Here is a 25,211-nt window from a genome sequence, read left to right on the forward strand (position 1 = left end):
GACCGGGTTTGTCGCCGCAGCAGATCAAGTGCGTAGGTGAAAACTTCTGTAGGAAGCTTCGCCACCGAGTGCAGCGCGGGCAATGAAAAATCAGGGCACAAAAAAAGGCCAGCGGAAACAAATCCGCTGGCCTTTAATCTCAGTGACCCCTACGGGAATCGAACCCGTGTTGCCGGCGTGAAAGGCCGGTGTCCTAACCGCTAGACGAAGGGGCCGTCCAGTGTATTGGTGATCGGCATAGAACTGACGATCGGACAGAATTTCTCCGGCAAAATTCCGGAAGGCGAATAGTTGATATCAGGGCGACGAAATCGTCAAGCCCTTTCGTGAAAAACTCAAAAACAACGCCAGTGAAAGTCAGAGCGTGCCCGTTTGGACGAATAATGCGGCGGTAATACCTAATTATTCGGTAGGGGCAGCGTCAATATCACCGGCTGTTTGCTGTTCCGATTCGGCTTTCTTGATTGCATCGTAAACTTCGCGGCGATGAACCGGAACTTCCTTCGGTGCCTCAACGCCAAGCCTAACTTTGTCGCCGCGGATCTCCACGACCACAATCGAGATGTCATCGTTAATTACGATGCTCTCGTTCTTCTTTCGGGAAAGTACAAGCATTTTCCATTCCTCTCCATGGATCCTCAAATCGCTGGCGTCTCCTGTGGAAGCGGCGTGCGATTCGTTTTTCTAATCAATTTAACTGTAAGTGCCCCACTTGCTGAGTCAACAAATCGGAGCCCAAATCCGGGTCAAACGTCGTCGATGCAAGCTTTTGGCTCAAGATCGCCGGTCTGAAAACCGACGAGGGACCCTTTCAGTCTGCCTCTGAGACGCATACACACAGAAAACGTTCGGAGATTCAGCGAATTTTTGGAATTTGGAGATTTCCAACGCCATCGTTTGGCTTTAGCGGACTGTCCAGCCGAATTCGGGAATAAAAGGTGGCTGGTGTGGCGGGTTAACAGGACACTTTGAGAATCGGACCGACTTGCGGCAAAAACGGCCTTCTGACGATCGCCGGGTTTGAGTTTTTATGGTTCGCTTGGCGCAACCCCCATAGGTATCCACAAGCCCCGTTCTATAATGAGTAAAACTTCGGGACCGGGATAGAGAACATGATTTCTGCCAAAGAGAATCAACTTCCAAATTTGTCACGAGACATCGTGGCGGCCAAGCTGACTTATGCGAATTCCACCATCCCGTTTCTGACGGTTGTGGTTCGAGAGATCGACCAGTTGGCTCGCGAGCATCGTTCGATCCGAACGCGGCTTGGCGAGATCGATTTGCATCGCCATCTCGATGGAAACGAAAGTCTTTACTCGGATGAGCTCAAAGCCGTCGAAGAATCGGCTGACAAACTCTGCGACCGACTTGCGGAATGCTACAAGGAAATGGACCAGGTTGAAGGCGTCAGTTTCGATGCTGCCGAGCCTGCCTATATCGATTTTCCTTTGCAGACCGATGACGGTGCTGTTCACTTTTGCTGGAAGTTGGGTGAGCCAACAGTCGCGCATTGGCATTGGTCGAACGAGTCCTGTGATCTGCGTCGTCCGATCGTTGGATTCGAAGATCAAACAGATTCTTCCGCGACGCTACTGGCTTAAAAGTGTATACCGCGTAAGCTCAACGTTTGCTCGGTTGCAATATGTCGCTGCTTTATAAATCGATTGTTCAAGCGATCGTTTAACCTGCTTTGCTTGTCTCAACCGAACGACGCGAGCGAACCCATACCACTTAAATTTGTCTGCCAAGTGATCAAGCCTCGCATGTTCACTCAGTTGAAAACCAATGAACGCCAAACAGGAATCGTGTGTGACAGAAAGTCCGCAATCAGAGTCTGAGCCCAAAACAGACGCCCGTCCCTCCGTCGAACACCACGCTTCTGGCGCAGCCGTCAACCGAGTAAATCCGAAACGAAGTCTTGAGCTCGCCCTCGCGGCGGCAAGGACTGCTGCGGAAAACGGGGGAACCGATCTGATCGTCCTCGACATGTCTCCGCATACCGCGATCTTTGACTACTTCGTGATCGCAACCGGAAGTAGTCGCCGGCAGCTTCACGCGATGAGCGAAGAAATCGATCATTGTCTTGAAGACGAAATGAACGACAAGCGAATGAATATTGACGGTTATGCCGAAAGCCGCTGGATCGTGTTGGACTATGGCACCGTCGTGATTCACCTGTTCGAAGAAGAAGCCCGCGAAAACTACGCGTTGGAATCTCTCTGGGCCGACGCGAAAAAAGTCGATCTGACTGACGCCTTGAAAAACGTCCGGTAGCCATCTGCTGCCATCGCTGGCCGGGTCCGGGCTGAGCAACTGGCCATGAGTCCGGTGCCCGAATCACGCCTGTCGTGACACTCTTTCCGATCGTCCTAACGTTTGGCCGAAATTGCGATTCGCGCTACTCTGACGCCGACATTTCAAGAGGGCGATCAGCTTTTTCGTTTCGCTGTTGAGCTGGTAAAAGCATATCGATTGTTCGGGTTAGGAAGACTGCGTAAGCCGCCCGCCTGGTTCGGGGCAATTTTCCGGTTTTGGATGCAATGCCGTGGCTTTGCTGACTATATTTGGGGCTGGAAAGTCCAAACAGTTCGCTTCGCAGTCTCGTTGCAAAGGTCTGTTTTGTTTGCATCGTTATTGCGATTAACCGGAGAAAAATAATGCGTCACTTGAGTCTTCTTTTTGTTGCCGTCCTGGCAGTCCCAACATTTCTTGCCTCAGCCCACGCTCAGGAACTGGCCGCCCCGGTCAATGGAAAAGTTTACATCTCAGTGGCTCGTAACAACGATTTGGATGGAGTCATTTTGGACCTTGAAGCTCTCAAGGTTGAAACTGAATTCGGTTCGGTTTCGATTCCAATGACCAAAGTCGATGGAATCAAAATGCATGCCGACGCCAAAGACAACGCAGTCATCGCTTTCAAAAATGGCGACCTTGTTACAGGCAAAGTCGTGCTTGATATCGTCAAGCTGAAAACTGAGTGGGGCACCGCTCACATTAATACTGAGAAAGTTGAAACGATCACTAACTCAAAGAACTCAAAGTTCTATTCGGACACGTCGACCGGAAAAGCCGTGTGGCGATTCACGAAAGCCCCGGTTCGAAAATAGTATCGATTGATTGAGGCCAGTCGGGGCGACTGGCCTTTTTTTGCAAGGAACGATGATGATGGAATGTCAGATGTTCGGGCGGATTCAAATCGCGGCGTCGGTTTTCGTGGCATGGTTCGCGTTCTGCGTTGATGCCGGATTCGCTCAGACGACGATTCTTGCCAACGCCGATCGAGCGACGGTGGTGCGATCCAGAATCGAGCCAGGGATGCTCAATGAGAACGGCGAGGAAATCGTCGGAAGGGCTTCCGGGTTTTCGGCCGTGATGACTCTCGACGACGCCAGTCTCAAGACATTGCTGCGCGACGGACGTGTAGAAATCGAAGTGCCCACACCGCTGATCAATAGTGTTGAGTCGGTGATTATCAAACGACCGTTTTATTTTAAAGACAAACACGCGTCTGACTTTGCAGATGCGAAACTGGCGGGGCATCGACTCGTTCTTAACGTGGACGATTCTGTCGTTGAGCGAATCGATTACCAACCGGTTGAGCTGAAGGTTTACGAAACGGGATTCACTTCCGTCGTGCTGAATTACGTTGGGAAAACTTCCAGTCTGACAGATCGAAAAATCGGCGATGCAGATGCGGACAGTCCGTTGCTAACCGTGAAGCTAAAATCTGGCAAAGGAATCACCGGGCGGATCAAAGGAATGAAGTCGCTCAAGATGGATTCGACGCTCGGTCGAATCACGGTCTCGTTTGCTCGAACCAGCAAGATTTTCGTCCGCGACAATGGAGAACTGAATATCGAAATGGCCAATGGCGACCTGATTTCAGGTACCATCGATGGAGGCCAAATCGAACTGATTAACCGATGGGGTAGCGAAACGATAGATATGTCGGACGTGGCAGCGTTGCTGGTCAGGCAATCAAACAAATAGCCATGGCATGGCATGGCGTACGGACGTCTCATTCTTCGGGGTGAACTCGTTCGCGAAATCCAACCTAAATCAACTATTTTCAATTGCAATTTACGATTGCTGGAAAATCATAGTCCAGCCGCTTAAACATAATTTTGGAGCAAAAATGAAATCCGCGAAACTCACTTCCGTTGTCTCATCAGCCATTTTGATCGTGCTGGGATTGGCTTCGGCCGTGTCCGCCCAGGACAACAGTTCTTACCCTTTGGTTCTGTCCACCAGCAACCTTGACGCAATGGTTCAGGGCCGGCTTTTGACTTCTCCAGTCAAAGCTGAAAAGCAAAACTCAATTGAAAACATCATCGTCAGCTACGAAGCTACCAAGGGCAACGCTCCTGTCGAGTTGAATGTCGATATGACCTACAGCAATGGCAAAGTCGATGTGATCGTCGACAGCAATCTGCTTGCCAAGATCAAAGGCCAGCCCGTCGTATTCGAAATCACGCAACGTCCAGTCACAGAAGTCGTGCTCAAGTACGATGCTCCTCCGGCGTCTGATCCAATCATCAGCGGCGTTGTCGAAGGAGCCGTTTTCGTGCGACTTAGCGACACCAAGCGGATGGCTGGAAAAGTCGAAGGCTTGACTGAGTTCAAACTGAAGACTGCGTTCGGCGAAGTCACTGTTCCGATGAGCGAAATCGCAGGCATCAAGTTCCACACTTCATCCGACGACAAAGCCGTTGTCATTATGAACAATGGCGACTCGGTCACGGGCATTCCAGACATCACGGCTGTCGAGTTGACGACCGATTGGGGCAAGGCCGACATCGACCCTGAGTTTATCCAGTCGATCACTTCGACTTCGGGAGCCAAGTTCCGCCAGGACAACACGGACTTCGGCGTTCGCTGGATCTTGAACACCGGAAACTCACTGGCTCCAGGTGCACTCCGCAACTAGTTCAACTATCGCAACGCTCGTTGTTTCGCTGGCACCTGCTCCGCCCCTTTTGGGATTGATGCCAGCGAATCTCGGGCTCCGATCAGCAACAGTTTGCGATCCTTGAGAAACCAATCGGCTGTCTGAATGACTTTCCAGTCTTCAGGCAGCCTTTTTTTAAGCTCCGGCCACTTCTCATCGGTCGTAATGATCAAACCTGACTCGCTCGAACCTGCAAACTGTCGGGGGCTCAGCCATGGCTTTCGCTGCCAGAACTTTCGGCCCGCGAGTTTCTGGTCAGCATCGGTTTCTTCCTGCCCATCGGTGCGCAATTCGATGATTCGAGTTCCGCTGTAGTAAACCCAGCTCGATTCCAGACAGCCGTAAGTTGCGACCGCAGCGGGAGGTTGCTGCCGAATCAGGTCCGCCAACGCCATGCGATTCTGCTGGCCGACGGACGCTGCTCCGGCGCCCAACAAACCAACGCAGAACATGCCTGCGACGACCGCCGCGCCGATGGCGAGATGGAATCGTGTTTCCGTCGCTTGGGATCGCGTCAGCACCCAACCGACGATTCCCAGCAGGATCGGCCCAGCCCCAACAACGGCAAGCCAGCCAGGAATGGGAGCATATTCGCTGGACGCGATCCACAGTCCGATCACGATTCCGACGCCAGTTAGCAGCATCGCGCCGTTCGCCAGACTCCAAAGCCAGGTCGGTGACTTGCTGTGCGAGCGAACCAGCCGCATCATCGCGTGAGCCGTCAGCATCGCCAACGCTGGGTAGCACGGCGTAACGTAGCTTGGAAGCTTTGTCCTGACGAACGAGAAAGCGACGACTTGAATGACGATCCAGCAGATCGCGAATCGCGAACCCGCATCCAGTCCGGGTTTCGCTCGCCCCGAATCAGGCTTGAAAGTTCTCAGCGTCAGGTCTGCTGCAACAGGTCCCCAAAAAACAGACCATGGAAAAAAGCCGACCAGAATTGCCAGTGGATAAAACCAAAGTCCGCCGCTGTGACTTTCGAGAACCTTCGTCGCTCGGCCAAAGTTTTCGTCCAGAAAGAATCGGCGGAGGAACTCACCATCGGTCGCGATGCCAACCGCGACAAACCATGGCGCGGCAACCAATAGCGCGACCAACGTCCCGGAGAGAACTCTCATCGACAGCAACGTTCGCCAAAAACGAGCCCGATGAAACGGAGCAACCACCGCGACAGCGATGCTGGACCATCCCCGATCAGTATTGTGGTCGTCGGCGAATTGGTCGTTCCTCAGCCAATCGCGTTGCAGCAGAAACCAGCCCATCACCGCCATTGGCAGCACGAATCCAACGGGTCCTTTCGCCAGCATCGCCAGCCCGAGGAAAATGTAGATGCCGAAAAAAATGGTTCGATTGGAAAACGGATTGCCCTGCCCTGCTGCTGAAGTTTCTGCATCCGTTGAATCGTCGCCTTCTCCGGTTCGTCTCGCGAACCCGCTGGCAAAGAACCACAACGCCATTGTCACGCAAAAAATCAGCACGGAATCCGGAGTCGCTGCTCGCGCGGCAACACAGAACATCAAACTGCTGGCCAGCATCAGGCTGGCCAACAACGCCGTCGCGCGATCGAAGAACGAACGGGTGATTCCCCAGGTTCCGATCACCGTTCCGACGCCCAGGAGTGCGGAAAAAAAGCGGCCTGCGAATTCGTTGACGCCGAAGATCGAATACGCCAATCCCATCAGCCAATAAAGCAACGCGGGCTTTTGCTGCCGTAGTTCGTCATTAAAGGTCGGCACGATCCAGTCGCCACGAGCCATCATTTCCGCCGCACAACCAGCGTTCCTTGGCTCGTCGCGATCCCAATAGGCGGCTTCTCCAAGCGCCCAAAAGAAAACGATTCCCGAAACCAGAATGACGATCGGGATCGCAATTCCAGGTCGGGCGATCGAGAAAGTTTTGCAGGAATTTTGATTCATGGCAAAGTTTAGCAAAATCGCCAACTCGACCCCAAGGTCAACTTGTCCGCTTCCGGGACTCCCACTGCGGCAATTGCCTGGCTATGCTGAACAGCGAATCAAAACTGGACCGCAAAAGCGACCTGTATGTCGACCGCGGTCTACCAAGCTCAAATTCAAAATGCTGAACCGAACGCGGTTCTGGGGATAAATATGAAAACGCGATCTTTGATCTTTGCTGTCCTGCTGACGTCGCTGTGCTGCCTAAACTCGGTTTCGGGACAAACCAGCGTTCCCGAAGGATTCGAGTCCGTGTTCAACGGCAACGATCTTGATGGATGGTACGCGATGCCAACGGCCGATCCGCGAAAGTTCGCGGAGCTTTCCCCGGAAGGTCAACAGGCCAGGATCGCTGAACTGGAATCGAAAACAGATGAGTTTTGGCGTGTCGAAGACGGTGTCATTATCAATGATGGCAACGGGCCTTATCTCACGACAAAACGAAATTTTCGCGACTATGAATTGCTGATCGATTTCAAGCTTGAAGCCGGTGGCGACAGTGGCGTCTATCTGAAGGCAACGCCTCAGGTTCAGGTCTGGGACACCACGCATGAACCGTCTTTCAAACACGGATCCGAAAAAGGATCTGGCGGACTTTGGAACAACGGGAAAGGATCTCCGGCAAGGTTCCCGACAGTCCATGCTGACAAGCCCGTCGGCGAGTGGAACACGATGCGAATTCAACAAGTCGGAGCAAGGACTTCTATTTGGCTAAACGAAAAGAAAGTCGTCGATCATCAGATCATGGACAACTATTGGGCTCGGCAACTTCCAATCATCGCCTCGGGACCAATTCAGTTGCAGACTCATGGTGGAAAAATGTACTGGCGAAACATTTTCGTCCGCGACATTGAAGCTCAGGAAGCCAATGAAATTCTCGCGACAAAACAGGCTGAAAAGTTCCAGTCTGTTTTCAACGGCACGGATTTCAAAGGTTGGGCCGGACCGACGGACAATTACGAAATCAACGATGGCGTCCTGCGTTGCAAGCCAAAATCTGGCGGCACGATCTACACGGAAAAGGAATACTCTGATTTCGCGGTTCGATTTGAGTTCAAACTTCCGCCGGGCGGAAACAACGGGCTGGCGATTCGCTACCCTGGAAACGGCGATACGGCCTACGTCGGGATGTGCGAACTTCAGGTTCTCGACAACACGGCGGCCCAATACGCGAACCTCGATCAGCGACAGTATCACGGTTCGGCTTATGGAATGGCGGCTGCTGCTCGCGGATACCTTCGACCGGTTGGGGAGTGGAATTTCCAGCAGGTCACGGTGGTTGGATCGACGATCAAGGTGGAGCTTAACGGCAATTTGATCCTCAACACGGATCTCAGCAAGATTGACAGCTTTCTTGCCGACCGGCCACATCCGGGAAAAGATCGAACTTCAGGGCACTTCGGGTTTGCTGGCCACAACGATCCGGTAGAATTTCGCAACGTTTCAATCAAGGACCTGAGCACCCAAGCGACTGATGAATAAAGCGATTCGAGAGCAAATTCCCAACAACCTTCTGTTTCGTTACAGGGTTCCGTGCCTCAAAGTTGTCTCGAAATCCAAGTCGAAAACTCCGAAGCCGATTGAGCTTGATGAGAGCTATCGGTTGCCACATTTTGGCGAATTCGATGACCAGTTCCAATTCGCGGACATGCGATTGGGCTGGTCAGAGTTGGGCGTTTACGTGACGTTGATCGTGAAAGGCCGCGAGCTTCCGCTGGAATGCCGTGAGACGGCGATCATGGATAGTGACAGTCTTTACGTTTGGCTTGACACCCGTGACACTCACGACGTGCACCGCGCGACCCGGTTTTGTCACTGGTTCGTAATGATGCCAGCCGGTGCCGGAGCGAAGAAGCAAAAGCCTGTTGCGACGCCGGTGAAGATCAACCGCGCCCGTGAGTCGTCGCCGGCGTTCAATCGCGCCAAGGTTGCGATCGAAAGCGAAGTTTCAAAAACGGGATACAAGCTGAGCGCAATGATTCCCGCGGCATCGCTAAACGGTTGGGATCCGAGTGAGCATCGGAACATCGGGTTCAACTTTATGGTCAACGATAGCGAGCTTGGCTATCAGACCTTGGCTCTGGGGCCCGACATGCCGATCGAAGAGGATCCAAGTCTCTGGCACACAATCCAGCTGATGGACTGAGCCCAGTCGCATGTCGATATGTTCGCGGGTGACAGCGACAGCATCGCTTTCGGCTGGGGAAACCATTCTCTGGTTTGGAAGCCCGCGATCTTCCCACGTCTGCTCGATCTTCGCCGCGCTAGTTGGCACGCGGCGAACATCGAAACGTTTCGTTAGGGTGAAACGAGTTCGTCAATTTTGCCACGAATTTCGTCAGGCATTTTTTTGTCGAACCCAACGTAACGTTCAACGACTTCACCGTCTTTGAGTACCAACACCAACGGAATTGAATTGGCTTTGTACTCTCTGGCCAATTCAGGGTGATCGTCAACGTTGATCTTTCCGACGACCGCGACTCCTTCGTACTCCTCGGCAATTTCCTCGATGTACGGGCCCAGCATCATGCACGGTCCACACCACGGTGCCCAGAAATCCAGAACCACCGGCTGGTCAGAACTTTTGACCATCTCTGCAAAATTATCAGTCGTGATCTCTGCAGAAAAATGCTTCTCCGCAGTTTCGGTCGCCGTCGCCGCGTTTGAGTCTTCGCTCGCAGGTGAATCATCATTGTCCGCTCTGTTGTTTAGCGTCACAAACAGGACTGTGGCCAACGGGATCAAAATGGCAATGGCGATAATCGAACGATTCATGGGAACTCCAAAACTGAAAAAACCTGTAGCGACAATCAATCAGCAGGCTGCATGAAGGATAACGCCTACTTCCATCAGATCAAATATCGGGTTTTAATTCCGGGAAGATTACGGAACTGAATTTTAAAATACACGAAAATTGCAATGAGCTACATCGAAAATTTGTTTTCTCTGTCAGGAAAAAATGCGGTCGTCATCGGCGGGACAGGTGAGCTATGCGGAGCCATGGCTGAAGGACTTGCTGCTGCCGGCGCTAACGTTGTGCTGGTCGGACGATCCGCGGAGAAAGCCGAAGCTCGTATGAAACGGATTTCAGACGCGGGCGGGACTGCCAGTTTCGAGCCCTGTCAGGTTGATTCCAAAGACGACATCGAATCGCTTTTAAAACGAGTCGTCGAAGCTCACGGCAGCGTCGACATTCTGGTCAATGGAGCCGGTATGAACAGCGCAACTCCATTTCTTGAAATCGAAGAATCGGAATGGGATCGAATTTTTGAGGTCAACATGAAAGGCGTCTTTTTGGCGTGCCAGACTTTCGCCAAACAAATGCTGACTCAGGAAAACGGTGGCTCAATCATCAACGTCGGTTCGATGTCTGGCGTGATTCCGCTCTCACGCGTCTTCACGTATTCGGCGACCAAAGCAGCCGTACACAATCTAACCAAAAACCTTGCTCGTGAATGGGCGACGAAAAAGATTCGCGTCAACACGCTGGTTCCAGGCTTCTTCCCGGCAGAGCAGAACAAAAAAGTACTCACGCCGGAACGCGTTGAGCAAATCATGGGACATACGCCAATGAACCGTTTTGGTGAGGCCAATGAACTGGTCGGAGCCACGTTGTTGCTGGCGAGCGATGCGGGGTCGTTCGTTACCGGTGTTGAGATGGTGGTCGACGGTGGTTACGCGGCAATGACGATTTAGTGGAGCCGTATGAAGACTGTTCTTTTTGATTGCTTTTTGATTGGCGCCGGCGGGTTTGTCGGTGCAATCTGTCGCTACGGAATCGCCGCTGCCAGCAAGCATTTCTGGGACACCTCGTTTCCTGTCGGAACGTTGATCGCGAATGTCGTTGGCTGTTTTTTGATCGGAATGTTGATCGGAAGCGGCCATGGCGAGCAAAACCGGAACCTGAAGCTGCTGTTCGGAGTCGGTTTTTTGGGGGCGTTGACGACGTTCTCAACTTTCGGGGCTGAAACGGTCGGCCATTCAAACGATCAAAACCACGGTCTTGCGATCGGAAACATCTTGCTCAACGTCGGCATCGGTTTGGCGGCCGTCATCGCCGGAATGTGGCTTGGAAAACGGTTCAAACTGGGCGGCTAACGTTGATTGAAGAGCCTCTGAACCGGGATCTTCTGGGCGACAAAAAACTTTTCGCAACGGTGCGATAGTTCACGTCTGAGCAACCATGCTCGCGTCATCGCCGGCCACTGAATCAGCGTTTGACGCCCTATCAGTCCCATTCCGAATTTTGCAGTTCCAGATTTGGACGTTGGATCGCCTCTTGCGAATCGACTTCCACCATCAAAACTGATTTGGAGTTGTACCGCTCGTGAAGTATTTCTTTTCCATCCGCAAGTTTGGATAGCACCACACGATAGCGCCCGTGTTTAATTTGCTTTGGTTTCCGAGCATCGACTTTGAGGACAAACTCGCCACGGTCGTTCGTGACGCCAGATGCTATCTTCTTGCGATCGGACTCCGGGCCAAACTGCTGCGGCACAAAAACCACTTTCACATTTGAGATGGCTTGTCCGTCAAGCGTGACGTGCCCCACGACGCCACAAGTTGACGTTTCCTGCGGCCAATCAACATCGCAGCCTCCCGCCAGCAAAATGAGCGTTGCGAATACGATGGCAGTGAATTGAGATCGAATCACTTCTGCGTGTCCTCCAAATTGAAAACACGGTTTGCGTTCGCAAAGGTCTGCGTAACAAGTTCTTCCACCGAAACGCCACGGACTTCAGCCAGGCAGTTGGCAGTATGCTCAACGTACATCGGCACATTCGGACGCTTGCTTCGCAATGGATGCGGCGAGAGATATGGACTGTCGGTCTCGATCAAAATTCGGTCGTCAGGAATTGTTTTGGCGACTTCGCGCAACGCCGCGGACTTCTTGAAAGTCACCATGCCGGCAAAGCTAATGTACATGCCCAAATCCAAACATCGTTTTGCCGTATCTTCAGATCCCACGAAAGAATGCATGATGCCGATGATTCGGTTGTCACGAGCCAGTCGTTCCAGCGTCTCGATCATCTCGATTTCGCACTCACGAGTGTGGATCACGAGCGGTTTGTTTTTCCTGAAGCTCAGATCGACGTGACGTTCAAACCACTTCTGTTGCACATCGAAAGGACAGTCGTCCCAATACTTGTCCAATCCTGTTTCACCGATCGCCACAACTTTCGGATGGTCAACGATTTCCAGAATCGCTTGCCAATGTGAATCCTCGAACTTCGCACAGTAGTTCGGGTGCAGTCCGGCCGCTGCGAAAATGTTGTCGTGAGACTTGGCCAGCTCCAGGCAGCGATGGCTCGACTTAGGATCGGTTCCAATCGCCGTGATCCGCATCGCCTCTTCGTCCACTTTTTTGAGGATTTCATCGAGGTGCGGATGGATTTGCTCGCTATCAAGGTGTGCATGCGTGTCGAAAAGTGGCATCAAGAAAAAGGGAGGCAAGGTTTGCGGGCAGGGATTCGTTTATGTCGGTAGAAACCGAACAGTTTGAGAAACTTCATCATAGCGAATGTCGAACGATTAAGAACAGTGTAGCCCCGGAATCCCGTGATGTGCTGCCCCATAGCGAATCGTCGATGACTCAACGACACAAATCTTACTGGTTCCTTGTTTGCTCGCTGCCTTGGTGACGCGGTGGTACCGCAGCCTTGGGTTTTGGAGCAATTGTTGCAGTGGAAAGATCGGATCAAAGCCAATACTTCTGGAGTAGCTGCTGACAAAGACCAGCAGGTGGAACAGGTGGAACTGGGATTCGAGATCAAGCTTGCAACCCGGATTGAGAGCACCGTGCGCCGTTTGAAAACCGATCTCGCCAGAACGAGCAAGCGAGTGAAAAAGGCGAACCCGATCCGTTTCTTGATTCGACAGAAATCGAAATGCCTGTTCCAGAGTTCAATAGATCATCACCATCGACAAGGCTCCCGAAGACGTGGCACTCTAGTCCGGCATGACGGCGCAGGTTGAGCCGTTGATCCGATGCTATCCCGATGTCGTCGTTCCGGTCCAAACGGTGGCCAGCCACAACGATAACAAGCACGTCTATCGTGAAGCAGCCCAGACGAAACCAAAAACGGTCGACCCCGAGGCTCCGCCAATGGTGATCGAGTCGAACCCTGATCCGGAGGCTCCGCCTACAGTCGATCCGAACGAGATTGGCGATAATTGATTTGGTCTAACGCTTTGGCATTCTTGGCAAAGCGATCTCCATCGTCGTGTTTCCTCGCGCCTTGGCATCCAGCACCTTTCGACCCGCGCACAAAAAAGCCCCGAACGTTCGGGGCTGGAGGATCGTTTCGAACCGTCTGATGCAGAACGAATTTCTAGGCTTCGTCTTCTTCGCCAGGACGAACCAGTTTCACATTGATCATGACTTCCTCGTCTCCGCGTCGCACTTTCACCGTCACGGTCGAGCCTTTATCGCGACGGATGACGCGGCGAAGGTCACGACGGTTTTTCAGCTCTTCGTCGCCCCACTTTAAAATCACATCGTCGGCTTTAAGTCCAGCAAGCTGTGCGATTGACTTGGTTGCGACTGTTGTGATCGAGAGTTGTTCATCTTCGTTGGTCGCAACATTGATGCCCAAGCGAAACGGGCCCGTATAGGAATACGACGGACGCTTCGGTGTATTACAAAGTTGGTCCATGAACGCTTCGGTGTAGTCGATCACTTTCACGGCACCTTCGCAATCGATCGTCGCGAAATCATCGTCCGGTGTGTGATACGTGTCCGTCAAACCAGTGTGGATAAATGTGTTGGGGATCTTCTTGTCGTTGAACGGAAGGTGATCGCTACCCCCAAAACCAGCTTCCGGTTTCTTCAGCGTCAGGTTGAAGTCCGTGTTCGCGGCTTCGAAAAGTTTGTCGAACTGTGCCGAAGTATTCCAGCCGTACAGCGTCAATTCATCGTCACGCAACCAACCGATCATGTCGAAGTTGATCATCGCCACGGTGTCCTCGAGCGGGAACGTTGGATTTTCAACGTAGTGACGGGCACCAAGCAAACCCATCTCTTCGGCGGTGAAGCAAATGAACACGATTCGTCGACCGGGTTTTTTGTCACGAGCCGCAAAACGCCTCGCAAGCTCCATCACGGCAGCCGTTCCGGTCGCGTTGTCGTCGGCGCCATTGTGAATCAAGCCACGCTGGTTTCCGCGAGCGCGCGATCCGTAGGCACCATCGCCAAGGTGATCGTAGTGAGCTCCAACGACGATCGTTTCGTGAGCGTTCGGGCCTTCGCCTTCGATGACGCCGATAATATTTGACGTTTCGATTCCACCAGTCTTGAACTTGCCCTTCGTCGCGACTTTCCAGCCCTTCATGGTCTGGGAGAGAGGCTCAAGCTCTTTGTCGAGTTGAGCTTCGACTTCCGCGATCGTATTCAGCTTCTTGCCAGATGCCGTCAGGATCGGAGTCTGGGTTAGCATCTCATCAAAGTCCGCACGTTTGATGTGCATGAACGGAACCGAACCATTGTCCTGGCCGAATCTGTCCGAAGGAATCAAAGTGTCGCCTTCTTCCTCAACCGTTACGCCGTCGTTGACCAGCAAGATTGCTTTGGCGCCGGCTTTTCTGGCGGCACGTGCTTTCGTTGCAATGTACGCCCAATCAGACAACTCCTGTCCATCGAACACGCTTTCGGCAAGTTTCTGTTGAGGCTCGCGGCGGATCATGACGACGACTTTTCCTTTGACGTCCATGTCCGCGTACTCGTCGAAATTTAGTTCGCTTTCGGCGCTGACTCCATAGCCAACGAACGCCAGGCCGGCGTTGACATCGAAGTCATTTCGACCCAGCAGCAAAGAATACTGTTCGCTTGGTTCCAGCGTGATCTCCTCGCCATTGGGGCCTGTCAGTGTCAACGAAGCCGAACCTTCGGCAACAAATTTCTTGCTGCCGACTTCGAAAGTTTGAAAGTACTTTCCTGTGTCCGTCGGATCGACCAGCCCTGCTTCGCGGTAGGCCTTGATGATGTGATCTTCGGAAAGTTTCATTTCCGGCGTGCCAGGCTTGCGTCCGCCAAGCTCATCAGATGCCAGATATTCGATATCGTAGGTGACTCGGCTAAGCGAATTTCCCGACTGTTGAACTTGGGCTTTCTGCGGAGCATCCGCAACGGCCTGTGCGACAGCAGCGTTTCCAAAACAGGTTGCGGCAACCACAAGTCCGCCGCATGCGAACAGGTCAGAAAGAAGGGAACGTTTCGGATGAAACATCAGGTATTCCTTTTGGGGTGAACTCATAAAATCATTGGCCTCAATATCAAACACCCGAGGCTTTATGAAGTTTCAAGTTACCACAAAACTGTCGGATTTTCGCCGCAACAATTCGCCAACTTGTTGCAATGCGGGAGCAATCTACAGAGGACGTGGACGCAACATCCATCGTTTGCGAAAGACCAGATTTGCGATTCACCAAACCACTTGAGCTTATGAGGGACACGCTGCGACAACATTGACTCGGATTTCCGCTATTTTGGTTTCCCGTCCTAAAAGAGGGTTTAGTGGTGCGTTAAGTTCCTCAAGGTTGCCGTTTTGGCCGTTTTCGGATATCGTTTGAAGTTCGGCGGGGACGGGTCATCGGTGGGTTGGCTCTGCATCCCGGTTTTTCTTGTATAAATGGGTGAACTCAAGACTCATGAGTAATTCGAACGCAGAAATGGCACCTGCTTCAACCGAAAACCGCGATCTGGAAAGGAATCAAAACGTGGCGTACGACCCAGTTGAGATGCTGAAACTGATGTACCTCAGTCGCGAGGGAGACCGTCGCGAAGGTGTGCTCCACCGGCAAAGCAAAGGCTGGTTTCAAGTTGCCGGCATGGGCCATGAAACGCTGGCCGTGGTCGCCAAAGCCATGAAAGAAGGCGACTATCTGTTTCCCTACTATCGCGACCGCGCCATGGTGCTTGCTCGCGGCATAACCAACGCGCAACTGGCAACGGCCTACTTCGCGAAAGCAGGTTCGTCGAGCAAAGGCCGCCAGATGCCCGGCCATTACTCGGACCGATCCAAAAACGTATGGAGCGTTCCGACGCCGACCGGAGCCAATGCACTTCCCGGTTGCGGTGTTGCGTGGGCGATGCAGCTGGAAGGAAAGCCAAACCTCGTCGTGGCGACCGTGGGGGATGCTGCGTCCCGGCAAGGTGAATTCTACGAAGCCGTCAGTTTTGCGGTCGAGCGGAATTTGCCAATCGTGTTCATCGTCGAAGACAATAACTACGGAATCAGCACCAATACCGAGAAATTTAACCCGTTCAAGCTGGGGATTTTCAATGACAATCTCGTGAAGCACGTCGATGCCCGCCATCCCGATCACTTGCACGAGTTCATGGTCCCGATACTTGAACAGGCTCGCAGTGGAAACGGGCCATCGGTCGTTGTTTGCGAGATCGACCGGCTTTGTTCGCACACCAGTAGCGACGACCACCGAGTCTATCGTCCCAAGGACGAGATCGAAGAGATGTTCGACCGCGACCCGATCGACATCTACTCTCGCGAGTTGATCGAGTCGGCAAAGCTGACTCAGGAAGAATGGGACTCGATTCGCGAAGAAATCAATCAGCAAGTCGATCAGGAGTACATCGCGGCTGAAAACGAACCTGATCCGACGGAAGCCGAACTGTTTGACGACCTGTTTGCGGCAGAAGAGCCTCAGGCCGTCGTTCCGCCGCTCGAAGGCAACAAAACGTGGCGGATGGTTGACGCGATCAATCACATTTTCAAACAGCGGCTCGCCAGCAACGATCAAACGATCTTTTTTGGCGAAGACATCGAAGCTCCCAAGGGCGGCGTGTTCGGGATGACCAACGACCTCTCGCACGACTATCCGACGCGGGCGTTTAATTCGCCGCTGGCCGAAGCCACAATTGCAGGCGTCGGGATCGGAATGGCCAGCTACGGCATGCGACCGGTGTTTGAGATTCAGTTTATTGACTTTTCCGGGCCGGCGATGAACCAGATCGGCCAGAACCTTGGGACGCTGCGCTGGCGAACGGGAGGTGAGTGGAAATGTCCGATGGTCATGTATGCTCCTTACGGTGCCTACTTGCCAGGCGGATCGCTGTGGCACTCGCAAGCGAACGAGTCCATTTTTGCTCACTTGCCAGGGATTCGGGTCGTCGTGCCGGGAACTCCAGAAGACGCGGCCGGGCTGATGTGGACGGCCATGCACGCGGACGATCCAACAATGTTTCTGGTGCCAAAACATCTGTTCCGGCAGCAAATGAAAGTCGAAGAAGTCGTCGCGGTTCCGTTCGGTTCGGCACGTGTTCGGCAGGAAGGTGAAGACGTAACGATCGTCACCTGGGGCAACTGTATTGAGCAGGCTTTCGAGGCCGCCAAACGTATGGACGAAGAGTGCAGTTGCGAGATCATCGACTTGCGCAGCATCCAGCCCTGGGATCGCGACACGATTCTTGAGTCCGTGGAGAAAACGGGTCGCCTGGTGGTGATTCAGGAAGACGGCCGTTCGTGTAGTGTCGGACAAATGATCATTACGGATTTATTGGCCGACGAAGAGGGCTTCTATCATTTCGTCAGCCCGCCGCAGTTGGTTTCAAAGCCTGACATCCATATCGGCTACAATCCGATCTACGAGTACGCAGCATTGCCAGATGTGGACGACGTGGTGGCCGCGATCGATCTCACGCTGCGTGAATAGATGCAGGCCGGGAGGTTGAGGCTCCTGTTAAAAATCGTTTGCGTTCTACCTGTCTGCGGGAACCTCGACGTCCCAGCTTTTCAGACGTTTGCACTTTCAGAAATCAGCTTACGGAGGCAACTGTGCCAGTAATTTCGGTCCGAATCCCACAACTTGGTGAAGGCTTGCAGGAAGCTCTGCTGGTCGATCTGCTCAAACAGCCTGGCGACGAGATCCGTCGTGACGAACCGATTTACACGATGGAAACCGACAAAGCCACGACGGACGTCGAATCGCCCTACGATGGGAAACTGGTTGAATGGCTGGTCGAATCGGGAACCGTTTTGTCGATCGGAACCGAAATTGCAAAAATGGAAGTCGCCGAGGGCGTCAAGGAAATGCCGGCCGGTCACGGGCCCGCGGACGAAAAACCGGCTGCTGCCAATGTGAGCCCGGCGTCGTCCGGATCCTCAAGCCAATCGACGAGCGCTGCCGTTCGATCTGGCGCGATCCGAATCCCGCCAAAGACGCGACGGTTCCTGAAAGAAAACAATCTGCTCGAATCGGCTCAGCTGATCCCGGCGGCTGGAGACAAGCTGCTGGTTTCTGATGTCGAAGCGTGGCTGGAGAACGCTCCAGCTGCGCCCGCGGTTTCCTCGGAGCATTTCGATGTCGTGCCACTCCCGAAATCGCAAATCGTGCTCAATTACCGGCTTAAACGCGGAGTCGCAGACTGCATTCCGGTTACTGTCGGCAATGAAATGTCATGGAAGAACGTGCTGGAAGCTCGTGCGGCGGTGAAGGCCGCTGGCGGCAAGGCGACCGGGTTTGCGATGGCCTGTTTTGCTGTCGTGGCTGCTTTGAAGAATCACGATCGCTTTCGCAGCACACTTTCGGCGGACGAACGTTCACTGCAAACCTTCAATGACGTCAATTTGGGTGTCGCGGTGGCGCTTCCGGGCGACGAAATGGTGACCGCTGTGGTTAAAGCCGCGGACAAGATGTCTCAGCAGGAATTCTTTGATGCACTGTCCGGCCAAATCGAGCTGGCTCGTGATGGGAACGATCAAGCAGATTCGTCAACGACATTGACCGTTTCAAACATTGGAAAGGCTGGTATGCGATTCGGGATTCCAGCCATCGTTGCCCCCGCCGTAGCCACTTTGGCGTTCGGAGAGATCTATCAGGCGCCGGTCCCCGAAGGTGACTCTTTTCGGTTTGAGCCCATGATTCAGGGGACTTTGTGCTTCGATCATCGACTTGCCAACGGCGTTGGCGCTGCGAATTTCATGAACGATATCAAATCAGGTATCGAGCAGTTCTCGCTTGATACGTAGCCGGAAGCCAAACGATCAATCGTGCGGCGAGCTTCTACTTTGTTGGCTTCATTTTCACATCCAATAACTTCGACACGTCACGCGTCACCGCGACAACTCTTGACAGTTTGCGGGTTTCATATCCTTCAGCGGATACAATGACGGCGTATGGTGCGCCCGAGATTTGGTGATCGAGTACATATTCTTTGGTGGTACCGTGTACAGTGACTCCTTCCCTCCTCAAGGTGGAGCTAATGCCGCCAGTACTCCGTGGATCGTCTTCCTTTTTGTCTCGACAGAAGTCAATTTTTACATTGAAATTTGGAATTGCATTGCCGGTCGTATCGTCGACAGCGCGAATTCGGATTACGGCCTCCATTTTCAAATCGATCTGCACTTCATTCTTCTCCCCTCTGACAACGCTGACAGGCAGGCGGTTGATGGGTTGATAGCCTTTGGGAGTGTAGACGGTTAGCGTGCTGCTTTCCGGTAGACCAGCGATTTCAAAAATGCCTTCGGCGTCAGAGTGAGTTCTGCCGCCAATGGGACCCGTTGCCCCAACTGGGCCGGAAAATCTGCTACCGAGATGACCTCCGTTGTAGTAAACCGTGACGTTGGGCACTGGTTTGCCGTCCGGGTAACGGATCATTCCCGTGAGTGTTCCGCCAGCTACAAGCTTGATCGTTTGATTTTTTGGTTTCTGTTTTGTGCCAGGAACGATGTAGAACTTTTTGCCGATCATTCCACTTGCGGTCACGTCGACTGAGCATTCATCGATCGAGCGATACAGGTTCTGCATCAATGCCTCTCCATTTTCATCAGTTGCCACTTGCCTCACCAGATTCGAACCGCTTCCTCTGTTTTTGATCGAGGCGTTTTCAATTGGGATCCCATGCTCATCGACGACTTTAAAGAGAACATCGCCGCCATAGGGAGTCTTTCTGCATTTGAGAGCAACTTTCTTTAGCCTGCCAGCCTCCGTCGCAGTTGCACGGTAGCTGCCGGTGTCGTAGCCGTCGATCATGGTCGTCAGACGAACCTTTTGCCCAACAGGAATTCCTTTGACGACAAACTCACCGTTGGAGTCAGTGGTTGGTGACTCGTAGTTTGGTGACATGCCAGAATCTGCTGGATCAATCCAAAACTTGGCACCGACAACGGGATCACCGTTGTCATCTCGTAGACTCACCTGTAGCGATGCTTCAGGGCCGAGATCGAACTGCAATTCCTCAACGTGCCCCAACTTTTGAGGCGAGGTCTTTCTGAACTGGGTTGCCAGACCATTGGCTTTGACCATGAAGTACCAGTCACTCGGCGACAAGCCTTCGATCAAAACGATGCCATCAGCATCCGTCCTGTATTCGCGTTCAATATCGGTCCATCCGAATGTGATGCGGGCATCTTCGACTGGAAGTCCCGACAATGCAGACTGGACTTTGACCCGGTAACTGCATCCGACATGCAGATTTAGATCAACGTTATCAGAGCCCTTGGATTCATCAGACACACTCAGCCGAAGGCTTTTCCATTTTGACTTGAGCGATGTGAATTTTCCGGACTCTGCCCAAACGCCATAGTTTCCCGGCGAAACGTTTTCAAATCGATACCTTCCTTGCTCGTCGGAATTCGTTTGAGCAGGATACTTGGGCAGCGAACTGCTGCCATCACTTTTCAGCAGATAGACTGTGGCGCCTCTGATCGGTGTTTTGTCAGGGGCCAATATTAAACCGCCAATGAAAGCCGCAGCTGCTTCTTCATCGACTGCAACTTCGGCCCTGTCTTCGCTATCTTTTTCCTGAAGTGCCGTGTTCATTGCAATCGCTGTCGATCCAGCCGCTGTTAGCGCTGCGGGCTGTGGCTCGACGAATCGAACCACCATACACATGCCGAACACCAGGATTAAAGCTGAAGCGCATGCACGCCGCACTTCTATCCCAGGGGCATTAACTTTGGTTGTCGCGTTGTCAAAAAGCCACTGCGTCCGTGACTCCAACGAGCTTCCTCGCGGGTACATGGTCAGGCCGTAGATTTTCGGCTGACGCGCCAAGTCCGTTGTCGCCAATGCTAACAATGTCTCAGCGTATTCAACGGGATTCACCCGGTGAATTACATTCAGGTCACTAATCTTTTCGCAAGACTGATAAAAACGTCTGGCCAACCAATGCACCATCGGGATCGGCCACCATAATGCTTGGGCAATTCGAGTCACATAGCTCCAGAGGCAATCGTTCTGTTTGACGTGAGCACCTTCATGAAACAAGACACAACGGATTTCGTTTTTGTCGAGTGACCACGCCATTCTGGTCGGAACAAGGATTCGAGGACGGATTGCGCCGACGACAAAAGGAGATGATATTTTTTTGGAAGTCCGAACCGTCAATCGGCTGCGAATCTGCATCGCCTCTGAAACCTCATCAATGATTGGACTCCAGCTTGGCGGCTCGCTGCCTGATGCAGTTTTAACGAGTTTACCTGTTGCCCAACAACCAGCAAAAATTCTTGCCATCAGGAAAATGATCCCAGCAAGCCAGCAGGATGAAACGATTTGCGACCAAGGAATGGAATCGTAGGAATAGTCTTGCGGAGTAACAGTCGCCTGATCGTTTGACTCCGTTTGGGGCGTGGCTAGGCTGGCAGTTCCATTCTTCGCGACGGATGGGTTCACCACTACCGGCGGCGAAATGTCGCTGGATTGCTGTTCGTCGAATTCACTCGCAAGTATGCGAACAGGGCCTAACTCTGAAACGTTGTTGAGTGCTTCAATGTTGGTGGCGTTGGCTCTGTTCGGTGTCGGCAAGATTGCCAGTTGAAGAAGACCATTGGGGGAAAGCTGGTTCGTCAGCGATAGTGCGAGTGGTAGAGCAATCGTAGTGGCCAATGTTGCCTTGATAGAAAATGAAAACCATCCAAGCCGGCTGCGAAAGAAAACCTCGCTGATCAGCATCCCAATGACGGAAACGGCCGATGCACAAGCGAAAAGGATCAGAAGATTCATTGGTTTTTCCCTCGGGAGTTTTTCCTGTTTTCAGAAATCATTTTCCGGATTCGATTCGCTTCCTGTTCAGTGACGCCTCGATCGTCAAGCAAAGCCATCACCAGCTTCTCCGCCGATCCGGCGAAGGCTGTATCGACGAGTTTTCGAACGACATTCCGCATCGTCTGCTGCTCGCCGACCGGCGCTGTATAGAGATGCGTATTGCCCACCTTTTTCGTCGTTAGCCACCCTCGCTTCGCTAGTCGATCCATCGTTGTCAAAACTGTATTGCGAGCAATATTTCGCCGACCGGCCAATTCAGTCCAAACTTCGCTAACGGTGGTCTCACCTTGCTTCCACACGATCTGCATGATCTCAAGCTGAGCGTCACTCAAAGGTGGCAATCCTTCGTCGTTTCGTGTTCGTTTCGCCATGACTTCTTTTCTCGGCTGACACTTCTTTGTTTGCTTACGCCTGTAGGGTTTTAACTACACCTGTAGTTGTCGTCAAGACTGAGCCCCGGAAGTTGTTTCAGTTCGAAGTCCTGTCACGCCACGCTATTCGCCCTGACAACACCATTCAGTGGCGATTGCCGGTTTGTGAGTCTGTCGCGAACAAGTTCAAGCGGCAAGATTTGGGCGCGACAGCTGTCATCATTGCTGGCAAATCTGTTGCGTTAGAAATTTGCAACACGCAATCTGGCCGGCGACGTCGTGCTACGAGATGACTGGCGACTTGAGCGTCAGGGTATTCGCTACTTCGCCGGACCGACGGAAGCTAACCGCTGCCTAAATCAAACGAGGCAAAAAAACAGACAATCGCGTTGTTGTAAGAATGAAAACTGACTCGTTCTGGTCACCTGCTTACGGATTTCTACAAACGCCATTTTCAAAGCTGGCGCGGCCAATTGTGATTGCGGATCCAGGCGTATCGACCTCGCGAGCCGAGTACGGGGCTGTGCGGCAACGGAAGAAATTTCTTTATCGTTGATGAGAAAATGTCTTCGGTCTGGCGTTTCTTTCTTTTAAAATCTGCTTTGCAAATGACGATTCGAAGGGCGACTAAAGCCTTCACCAAGTTGTGCGATTGGACTCAAGCCAACCTATGTCAAGGCAGACGAAAGCTTCAAAGAAAGGTCGACTTGCGAGCGACTGGCAACGCATCGATTCGAACGCTGCTTCCGTCGAAGCGCCATCTTGGGCTCGGCTGAAAGACGATCAGCTTCTTGATCTGCAAATTAATGACTTGGGCGTCAGTCTCGACGACAATCCGCATCTGGTTCAGATGCGGGATCAACTCTACAGCGAGCTGTCCAGTCGCAACTTGCAGATCAAGCCTCACGTCTGGTTGAGCGACGAGTGGTTTGTTCCTGACGGCATTCCGGGCATTGCGATCCCTTTTTACATGGCCAGCCCGAGGCTGATGCGACTTGAACGAAAGCAAATGCTGGAAGTCGAAGGCGGATCGAAGCCCTGGTGCATGAGGATTCTGCGACACGAAGCCGGTCACGCGATCGACATCGCGTTTCGACTGCATCGCCGCAAACGATACCGAGAGGTCTTCGGCCGGTACAACGATCCTTACCCCGAATACTATCGCCCCAAGCCACGTAGCAAGAATTACGTTCAGCACCTGGAACCGTGGTACGCGCAGTCTCATCCTGCGGAAGATTTTGCAGAGACGTTTGCCGTTTGGCTGCAGTCGAAATCGAAACGACAGTGGCAGCAGAAGTATCAGGGCTGGAAGGCTTTGGAGAAGATAACTTACGTCGACCAGTTGATGCATGATATCGCCAACAAGAAACCTCCGGTGAAGTCGCGTGTTAAAGTTGATCCGGTCCACAAACTGAAACACACTTTGCGGGCTCACTATGAAGAACGGCACGCACGTTATGACATAAACTATCCAACGTCGTTCGACCAGGATTTGAAAAAGCTCTTTACCCAGCCTGCCAAAACTCGCCGAAATAAAACAGCAGCCGCCTTTCTGGAGCGAAATCGTCAGAAATTCTGCCGTCAGGTCGGGCAATGGACTGGAGAATATCAGTACAATATCAATCAGGTGATCCGCGTGATGATTGATCGCTGTCGGTCAATGGATTTGCGTGTTCCGGCTGACAATCGAGAACTCGAACGCGACACGCTGTTGATGTTGACCGTTCATACGATGAACTATCTGTATCGCGGCAATCACCGCGTCGCGCTGTAGCCCGTTTGCTGCCGCTGACTCGCTTCTTTTCTGCTGTAGATTGATCGCCATGAAAAAACTTCGTGCACTGGTATTGATGCACGAAACCCTTGTTCCACCCTCTTCGTTGGACGGCTATTCCGAGTCCGAGATTCTGGAATGGAAAACCGAATTCGACGTCGTGAATACGCTGCGGGAACTTGGGCACGAAGTCCTGCCGTTGGGTGTGTACGACGATTTAGGCGACCTCAGGCGGGCTAAAGAGGACTTCAAGCCCCACATCGTGTTCAATCTGCTTGAGGAGTTTCACGGCGTCGGCGTGTACGATCATCATGTGGTGAGCTATTTGGAGTTGTTGAAGCAGCCTTACACGGGATGCAATCCGCGGGGGCTGTTGCTGGCCCGGGACAAGCCATTGGCGAAGAAGATTCTTTCATGGCATCGGATCTCCACACCGGGATTTTTTGTCGTGTCTCGTAGCAAAAAGACACGCCGTCCCGCAGGTTTTGAGTATCCTTTGTTGGTTAAATCTGCCAGCGAGGATGCTTCGATGGGGATCACGGAACGTTCTGTCGTTCGCGACGATGACGAGCTTGAACAACGTGTGCTCAAGATCCATGAGGAAACACAAACGGACGCGCTCGTGGAAACGTTCATTGAAGGCCGCGAGCTGTATGTTGGTTTGATCGGGAACCGTCGAGTGAAAACGCTGCCGATTTGGGAAATGCATTTTCATAACGCCAAACCGGAGTCGACCAAGATCGCGACCTCGCGAGTCAAATGGGATCCCGAGTATCAGAAAAAATTGGGCATCGAAACAACGGAAGCCTCGGACCTGCCGAAGTCGGTTAAAGACGAGATCCAAAAAATTTGCAAGCGAACCTACAAGGCTTTGAGCCTGAGCGGCTATGCGCGGATGGACTTGCGATTGAAAGAAAATGGTGACGTCTATGTCATCGAAGCAAACCCAAACCCAAACCTGTCATTCGGTGAAGACCTGGCCGAATCTGCCGAGATTGTCGGGATCAATTATGAGCAGCTGTTGACGAAAATCATTTCGCTTGGCCTGAACTATCAGGCCGAATGGCGATTGGTTTAGTTAAGCCGTTGAGTTTTGGCTTTGCCTGGACTATCGGCTTTGCGAAGTCTTGGGATTGCTCAGCCGACCGGCATCGTTTGGT

Annotated in this window: 22 protein-coding genes and 1 tRNA gene; 14 read left to right on the plus strand and 9 right to left on the minus strand. The window is 52.6% G+C overall.

Annotation, left to right across the window (positions count from 1 at the left end):
- Positions 1–143: 143 nt before the first annotated feature.
- Together MFFC18_RS04585 and csrA are read right to left on the minus strand one after the other, a co-directional pair.
- Positions 144–215, minus strand: a tRNA-Glu gene (locus MFFC18_RS04585).
- Positions 216–402: 187 nt separating this feature from the next.
- Entirely contained in the window at positions 403–615 is a 213-nt protein-coding gene (csrA, locus tag MFFC18_RS04590) for a carbon storage regulator CsrA (protein WP_075081864.1), read from the minus strand.
- A gap of 497 nt (positions 616–1,112) precedes the next feature.
- Between csrA and MFFC18_RS04595 the strand changes: the two genes are divergently transcribed.
- The 5 genes from MFFC18_RS04595 (at position 1,113) to MFFC18_RS04615 (ending at position 4,927) form a co-directional block, all read left to right on the plus strand.
- Positions 1,113–1,601, plus strand: a complete 489-nt coding sequence (locus MFFC18_RS04595) for a DUF2203 family protein (RefSeq protein ID WP_075081863.1) — start codon at positions 1,113–1,115, stop codon at positions 1,599–1,601.
- Positions 1,602–1,785: 184 nt separating this feature from the next.
- Entirely contained in the window at positions 1,786–2,274 is a 489-nt protein-coding gene (rsfS, locus tag MFFC18_RS04600; protein WP_075081862.1) for a ribosome silencing factor, read from the plus strand.
- A gap of 383 nt (positions 2,275–2,657) precedes the next feature.
- A complete protein-coding gene (locus MFFC18_RS04605) occupies positions 2,658–3,107 on the plus strand; it encodes a hypothetical protein (RefSeq protein ID WP_075081860.1) in 450 nt (149 codons plus the stop codon).
- Between the two features lie 55 nt (positions 3,108–3,162).
- Positions 3,163–3,990, plus strand: coding sequence for a hypothetical protein (locus tag MFFC18_RS04610; protein ID WP_148618645.1), 828 nt, complete (start codon positions 3,163–3,165; stop codon positions 3,988–3,990).
- A 145-nt stretch (positions 3,991–4,135) separates the two neighbouring features.
- Positions 4,136–4,927 carry a hypothetical protein gene (locus MFFC18_RS04615; protein ID WP_075081858.1) on the plus strand — a complete coding sequence of 264 codons (792 nt, stop codon included), beginning with the start codon at positions 4,136–4,138 and terminating at the stop codon, positions 4,925–4,927.
- 5 nt (positions 4,928–4,932) lie between these two features.
- Here MFFC18_RS04615 and MFFC18_RS04620 read toward each other — a convergent pair whose 3' ends face one another.
- The gene (locus MFFC18_RS04620; protein ID WP_075081857.1) at positions 4,933–6,867 is read right to left on the minus strand and encodes an ArnT family glycosyltransferase; all 1,935 of its coding nucleotides are present in this window, start codon (positions 6,865–6,867) and stop codon (positions 4,933–4,935) included.
- Positions 6,868–7,059: 192 nt separating this feature from the next.
- On the opposite strand from MFFC18_RS04620, the gene MFFC18_RS04625 reads away from it, so the two are divergent.
- Together MFFC18_RS04625 and MFFC18_RS04630 are read left to right on the plus strand one after the other, a co-directional pair.
- The gene (locus MFFC18_RS04625; protein ID WP_075081987.1) at positions 7,060–8,388 is read left to right on the plus strand and encodes a 3-keto-disaccharide hydrolase; all 1,329 of its coding nucleotides are present in this window, start codon (positions 7,060–7,062) and stop codon (positions 8,386–8,388) included.
- Positions 8,381–9,052: a DOMON domain-containing protein gene (locus MFFC18_RS04630; RefSeq protein ID WP_084416719.1), complete on the plus strand. Its 672-nt coding sequence runs from the start codon at positions 8,381–8,383 to the stop codon at positions 9,050–9,052. The genes MFFC18_RS04625 and MFFC18_RS04630 overlap by 8 nt, the downstream gene beginning before the upstream one ends.
- A 152-nt stretch (positions 9,053–9,204) precedes the next feature.
- Here MFFC18_RS04630 and trxA read toward each other — a convergent pair whose 3' ends face one another.
- Positions 9,205–9,681 (minus strand): thioredoxin, encoded by a 477-nt coding sequence (gene trxA / locus MFFC18_RS04635; protein WP_084416718.1) that lies wholly within the window; start codon positions 9,679–9,681, stop codon positions 9,205–9,207.
- Between the two features lie 144 nt (positions 9,682–9,825).
- Between trxA and MFFC18_RS04640 the strand changes: the two genes are divergently transcribed.
- Together MFFC18_RS04640 and crcB are read left to right on the plus strand one after the other, a co-directional pair.
- Positions 9,826–10,602 carry a glucose 1-dehydrogenase gene (locus MFFC18_RS04640; protein ID WP_075081856.1) on the plus strand — a complete coding sequence of 259 codons (777 nt, stop codon included), beginning with the start codon at positions 9,826–9,828 and terminating at the stop codon, positions 10,600–10,602.
- A gap of 9 nt (positions 10,603–10,611) precedes the next feature.
- Positions 10,612–11,004, plus strand: coding sequence for a fluoride efflux transporter CrcB (crcB, locus tag MFFC18_RS04645; RefSeq protein ID WP_075081855.1), 393 nt, complete (start codon positions 10,612–10,614; stop codon positions 11,002–11,004).
- A 130-nt stretch (positions 11,005–11,134) separates the two neighbouring features.
- On the opposite strand, the gene MFFC18_RS04650 is transcribed toward crcB, so the two are convergent.
- Positions 11,135–11,560, minus strand: coding sequence for a hypothetical protein (locus MFFC18_RS04650; protein WP_075081854.1), 426 nt, complete (start codon positions 11,558–11,560; stop codon positions 11,135–11,137).
- Positions 11,557–12,342 carry a TatD family hydrolase gene (locus MFFC18_RS04655; RefSeq protein ID WP_075081853.1) on the minus strand — a complete coding sequence of 262 codons (786 nt, stop codon included), beginning with the start codon at positions 12,340–12,342 and terminating at the stop codon, positions 11,557–11,559. Before MFFC18_RS04655 ends, MFFC18_RS04650 begins: the two co-directional genes overlap by 4 nt.
- Positions 12,343–12,865: 523 nt before the next feature.
- Here MFFC18_RS04655 and MFFC18_RS04660 point away from each other — a divergent pair.
- Positions 12,866–13,084, plus strand: coding sequence for a hypothetical protein (locus MFFC18_RS04660; RefSeq protein WP_075081851.1), 219 nt, complete (start codon positions 12,866–12,868; stop codon positions 13,082–13,084).
- Between the two features lie 154 nt (positions 13,085–13,238).
- Here MFFC18_RS04660 and MFFC18_RS04665 read toward each other — a convergent pair whose 3' ends face one another.
- The gene (locus MFFC18_RS04665; protein ID WP_075081850.1) at positions 13,239–15,131 is read right to left on the minus strand and encodes a M20/M25/M40 family metallo-hydrolase; all 1,893 of its coding nucleotides are present in this window, start codon (positions 15,129–15,131) and stop codon (positions 13,239–13,241) included.
- Between the two features lie 490 nt (positions 15,132–15,621).
- Between MFFC18_RS04665 and MFFC18_RS04670 the strand changes: the two genes are divergently transcribed.
- Both MFFC18_RS04670 and MFFC18_RS04675 read left to right on the plus strand, forming a co-directional pair.
- Complete coding sequence (locus tag MFFC18_RS04670) at positions 15,622–17,574, plus strand: alpha-ketoacid dehydrogenase subunit alpha/beta (RefSeq protein ID WP_202907472.1); 1,953 nt, start codon at positions 15,622–15,624, stop codon at positions 17,572–17,574.
- Between the two features lie 122 nt (positions 17,575–17,696).
- Positions 17,697–18,890 carry a 2-oxo acid dehydrogenase subunit E2 gene (locus MFFC18_RS04675; RefSeq protein ID WP_075081848.1) on the plus strand — a complete coding sequence of 398 codons (1,194 nt, stop codon included), beginning with the start codon at positions 17,697–17,699 and terminating at the stop codon, positions 18,888–18,890.
- A 34-nt stretch (positions 18,891–18,924) separates the two neighbouring features.
- Here the strand turns inward: MFFC18_RS04675 and MFFC18_RS04680 are convergent, their stop codons facing one another.
- On the minus strand, positions 18,925–21,864 hold the full coding sequence (locus tag MFFC18_RS04680) for a M56 family metallopeptidase (RefSeq protein WP_075081847.1): 2,940 nt from the start codon (positions 21,862–21,864) through the stop codon (positions 18,925–18,927).
- Positions 21,861–22,277, minus strand: a complete 417-nt coding sequence (locus MFFC18_RS04685) for a BlaI/MecI/CopY family transcriptional regulator (protein ID WP_075081846.1) — start codon at positions 22,275–22,277, stop codon at positions 21,861–21,863. Before MFFC18_RS04685 ends, MFFC18_RS04680 begins: the two co-directional genes overlap by 4 nt.
- Positions 22,278–22,947: 670 nt before the next feature.
- On the opposite strand from MFFC18_RS04685, the gene MFFC18_RS04690 reads away from it, so the two are divergent.
- Entirely contained in the window at positions 22,948–24,051 is a 1,104-nt protein-coding gene (locus tag MFFC18_RS04690; RefSeq protein ID WP_084416715.1) for a putative zinc-binding metallopeptidase, read from the plus strand.
- A 49-nt stretch (positions 24,052–24,100) separates the two neighbouring features.
- Positions 24,101–25,129: a D-alanine--D-alanine ligase family protein gene (locus MFFC18_RS04695; protein WP_075081845.1), complete on the plus strand. Its 1,029-nt coding sequence runs from the start codon at positions 24,101–24,103 to the stop codon at positions 25,127–25,129.
- The last annotated feature ends 82 nt before the right edge of the window (positions 25,130–25,211 follow it).

Origin of the sequence: Mariniblastus fucicola (assembly GCF_008087665.1) — a bacterium.
Taxonomy (GTDB): Bacteria; Planctomycetota; Planctomycetia; order Pirellulales; family Pirellulaceae; genus Mariniblastus; species Mariniblastus fucicola.

What these genes read in the sequence shown, in the direction of transcription:
- csrA (WP_075081864.1), bottom strand. Translation starts at nt 615, where the DNA reads ATGCTTGTACTTTCCCGAAAGAAGAACGAGAGCATCGTAATTAACGAT.
- MFFC18_RS04595 (WP_075081863.1), top strand. Translation starts at nt 1,113, where the DNA reads ATGATTTCTGCCAAAGAGAATCAACTTCCAAATTTGTCACGAGACATC.
- rsfS (WP_075081862.1), top strand. Translation starts at nt 1,786, where the DNA reads ATGAACGCCAAACAGGAATCGTGTGTGACAGAAAGTCCGCAATCAGAG.
- MFFC18_RS04605 (WP_075081860.1), top strand. Translation starts at nt 2,658, where the DNA reads ATGCGTCACTTGAGTCTTCTTTTTGTTGCCGTCCTGGCAGTCCCAACA.
- MFFC18_RS04610 (WP_148618645.1), top strand. Translation starts at nt 3,163, where the DNA reads ATGATGGAATGTCAGATGTTCGGGCGGATTCAAATCGCGGCGTCGGTT.
- MFFC18_RS04615 (WP_075081858.1), top strand. Translation starts at nt 4,136, where the DNA reads ATGAAATCCGCGAAACTCACTTCCGTTGTCTCATCAGCCATTTTGATC.
- MFFC18_RS04620 (WP_075081857.1), bottom strand. Translation starts at nt 6,867, where the DNA reads ATGAATCAAAATTCCTGCAAAACTTTCTCGATCGCCCGACCTGGAATT.
- MFFC18_RS04625 (WP_075081987.1), top strand. Translation starts at nt 7,060, where the DNA reads ATGAAAACGCGATCTTTGATCTTTGCTGTCCTGCTGACGTCGCTGTGC.
- MFFC18_RS04630 (WP_084416719.1), top strand. Translation starts at nt 8,381, where the DNA reads ATGAATAAAGCGATTCGAGAGCAAATTCCCAACAACCTTCTGTTTCGT.
- trxA (WP_084416718.1), bottom strand. Translation starts at nt 9,681, where the DNA reads ATGAATCGTTCGATTATCGCCATTGCCATTTTGATCCCGTTGGCCACA.
- MFFC18_RS04640 (WP_075081856.1), top strand. Translation starts at nt 9,826, where the DNA reads ATGAGCTACATCGAAAATTTGTTTTCTCTGTCAGGAAAAAATGCGGTC.
- crcB (WP_075081855.1), top strand. Translation starts at nt 10,612, where the DNA reads ATGAAGACTGTTCTTTTTGATTGCTTTTTGATTGGCGCCGGCGGGTTT.
- MFFC18_RS04655 (WP_075081853.1), bottom strand. Translation starts at nt 12,342, where the DNA reads ATGCCACTTTTCGACACGCATGCACACCTTGATAGCGAGCAAATCCAT.
- MFFC18_RS04660 (WP_075081851.1), top strand. Translation starts at nt 12,866, where the DNA reads ATGACGGCGCAGGTTGAGCCGTTGATCCGATGCTATCCCGATGTCGTC.
- MFFC18_RS04665 (WP_075081850.1), bottom strand. Translation starts at nt 15,131, where the DNA reads ATGTTTCATCCGAAACGTTCCCTTCTTTCTGACCTGTTCGCATGCGGC.
- MFFC18_RS04680 (WP_075081847.1), bottom strand. Translation starts at nt 21,864, where the DNA reads ATGAATCTTCTGATCCTTTTCGCTTGTGCATCGGCCGTTTCCGTCATT.
- MFFC18_RS04685 (WP_075081846.1), bottom strand. Translation starts at nt 22,277, where the DNA reads ATGGCGAAACGAACACGAAACGACGAAGGATTGCCACCTTTGAGTGAC.
- MFFC18_RS04690 (WP_084416715.1), top strand. Translation starts at nt 22,948, where the DNA reads ATGTCAAGGCAGACGAAAGCTTCAAAGAAAGGTCGACTTGCGAGCGAC.
- MFFC18_RS04695 (WP_075081845.1), top strand. Translation starts at nt 24,101, where the DNA reads ATGAAAAAACTTCGTGCACTGGTATTGATGCACGAAACCCTTGTTCCA.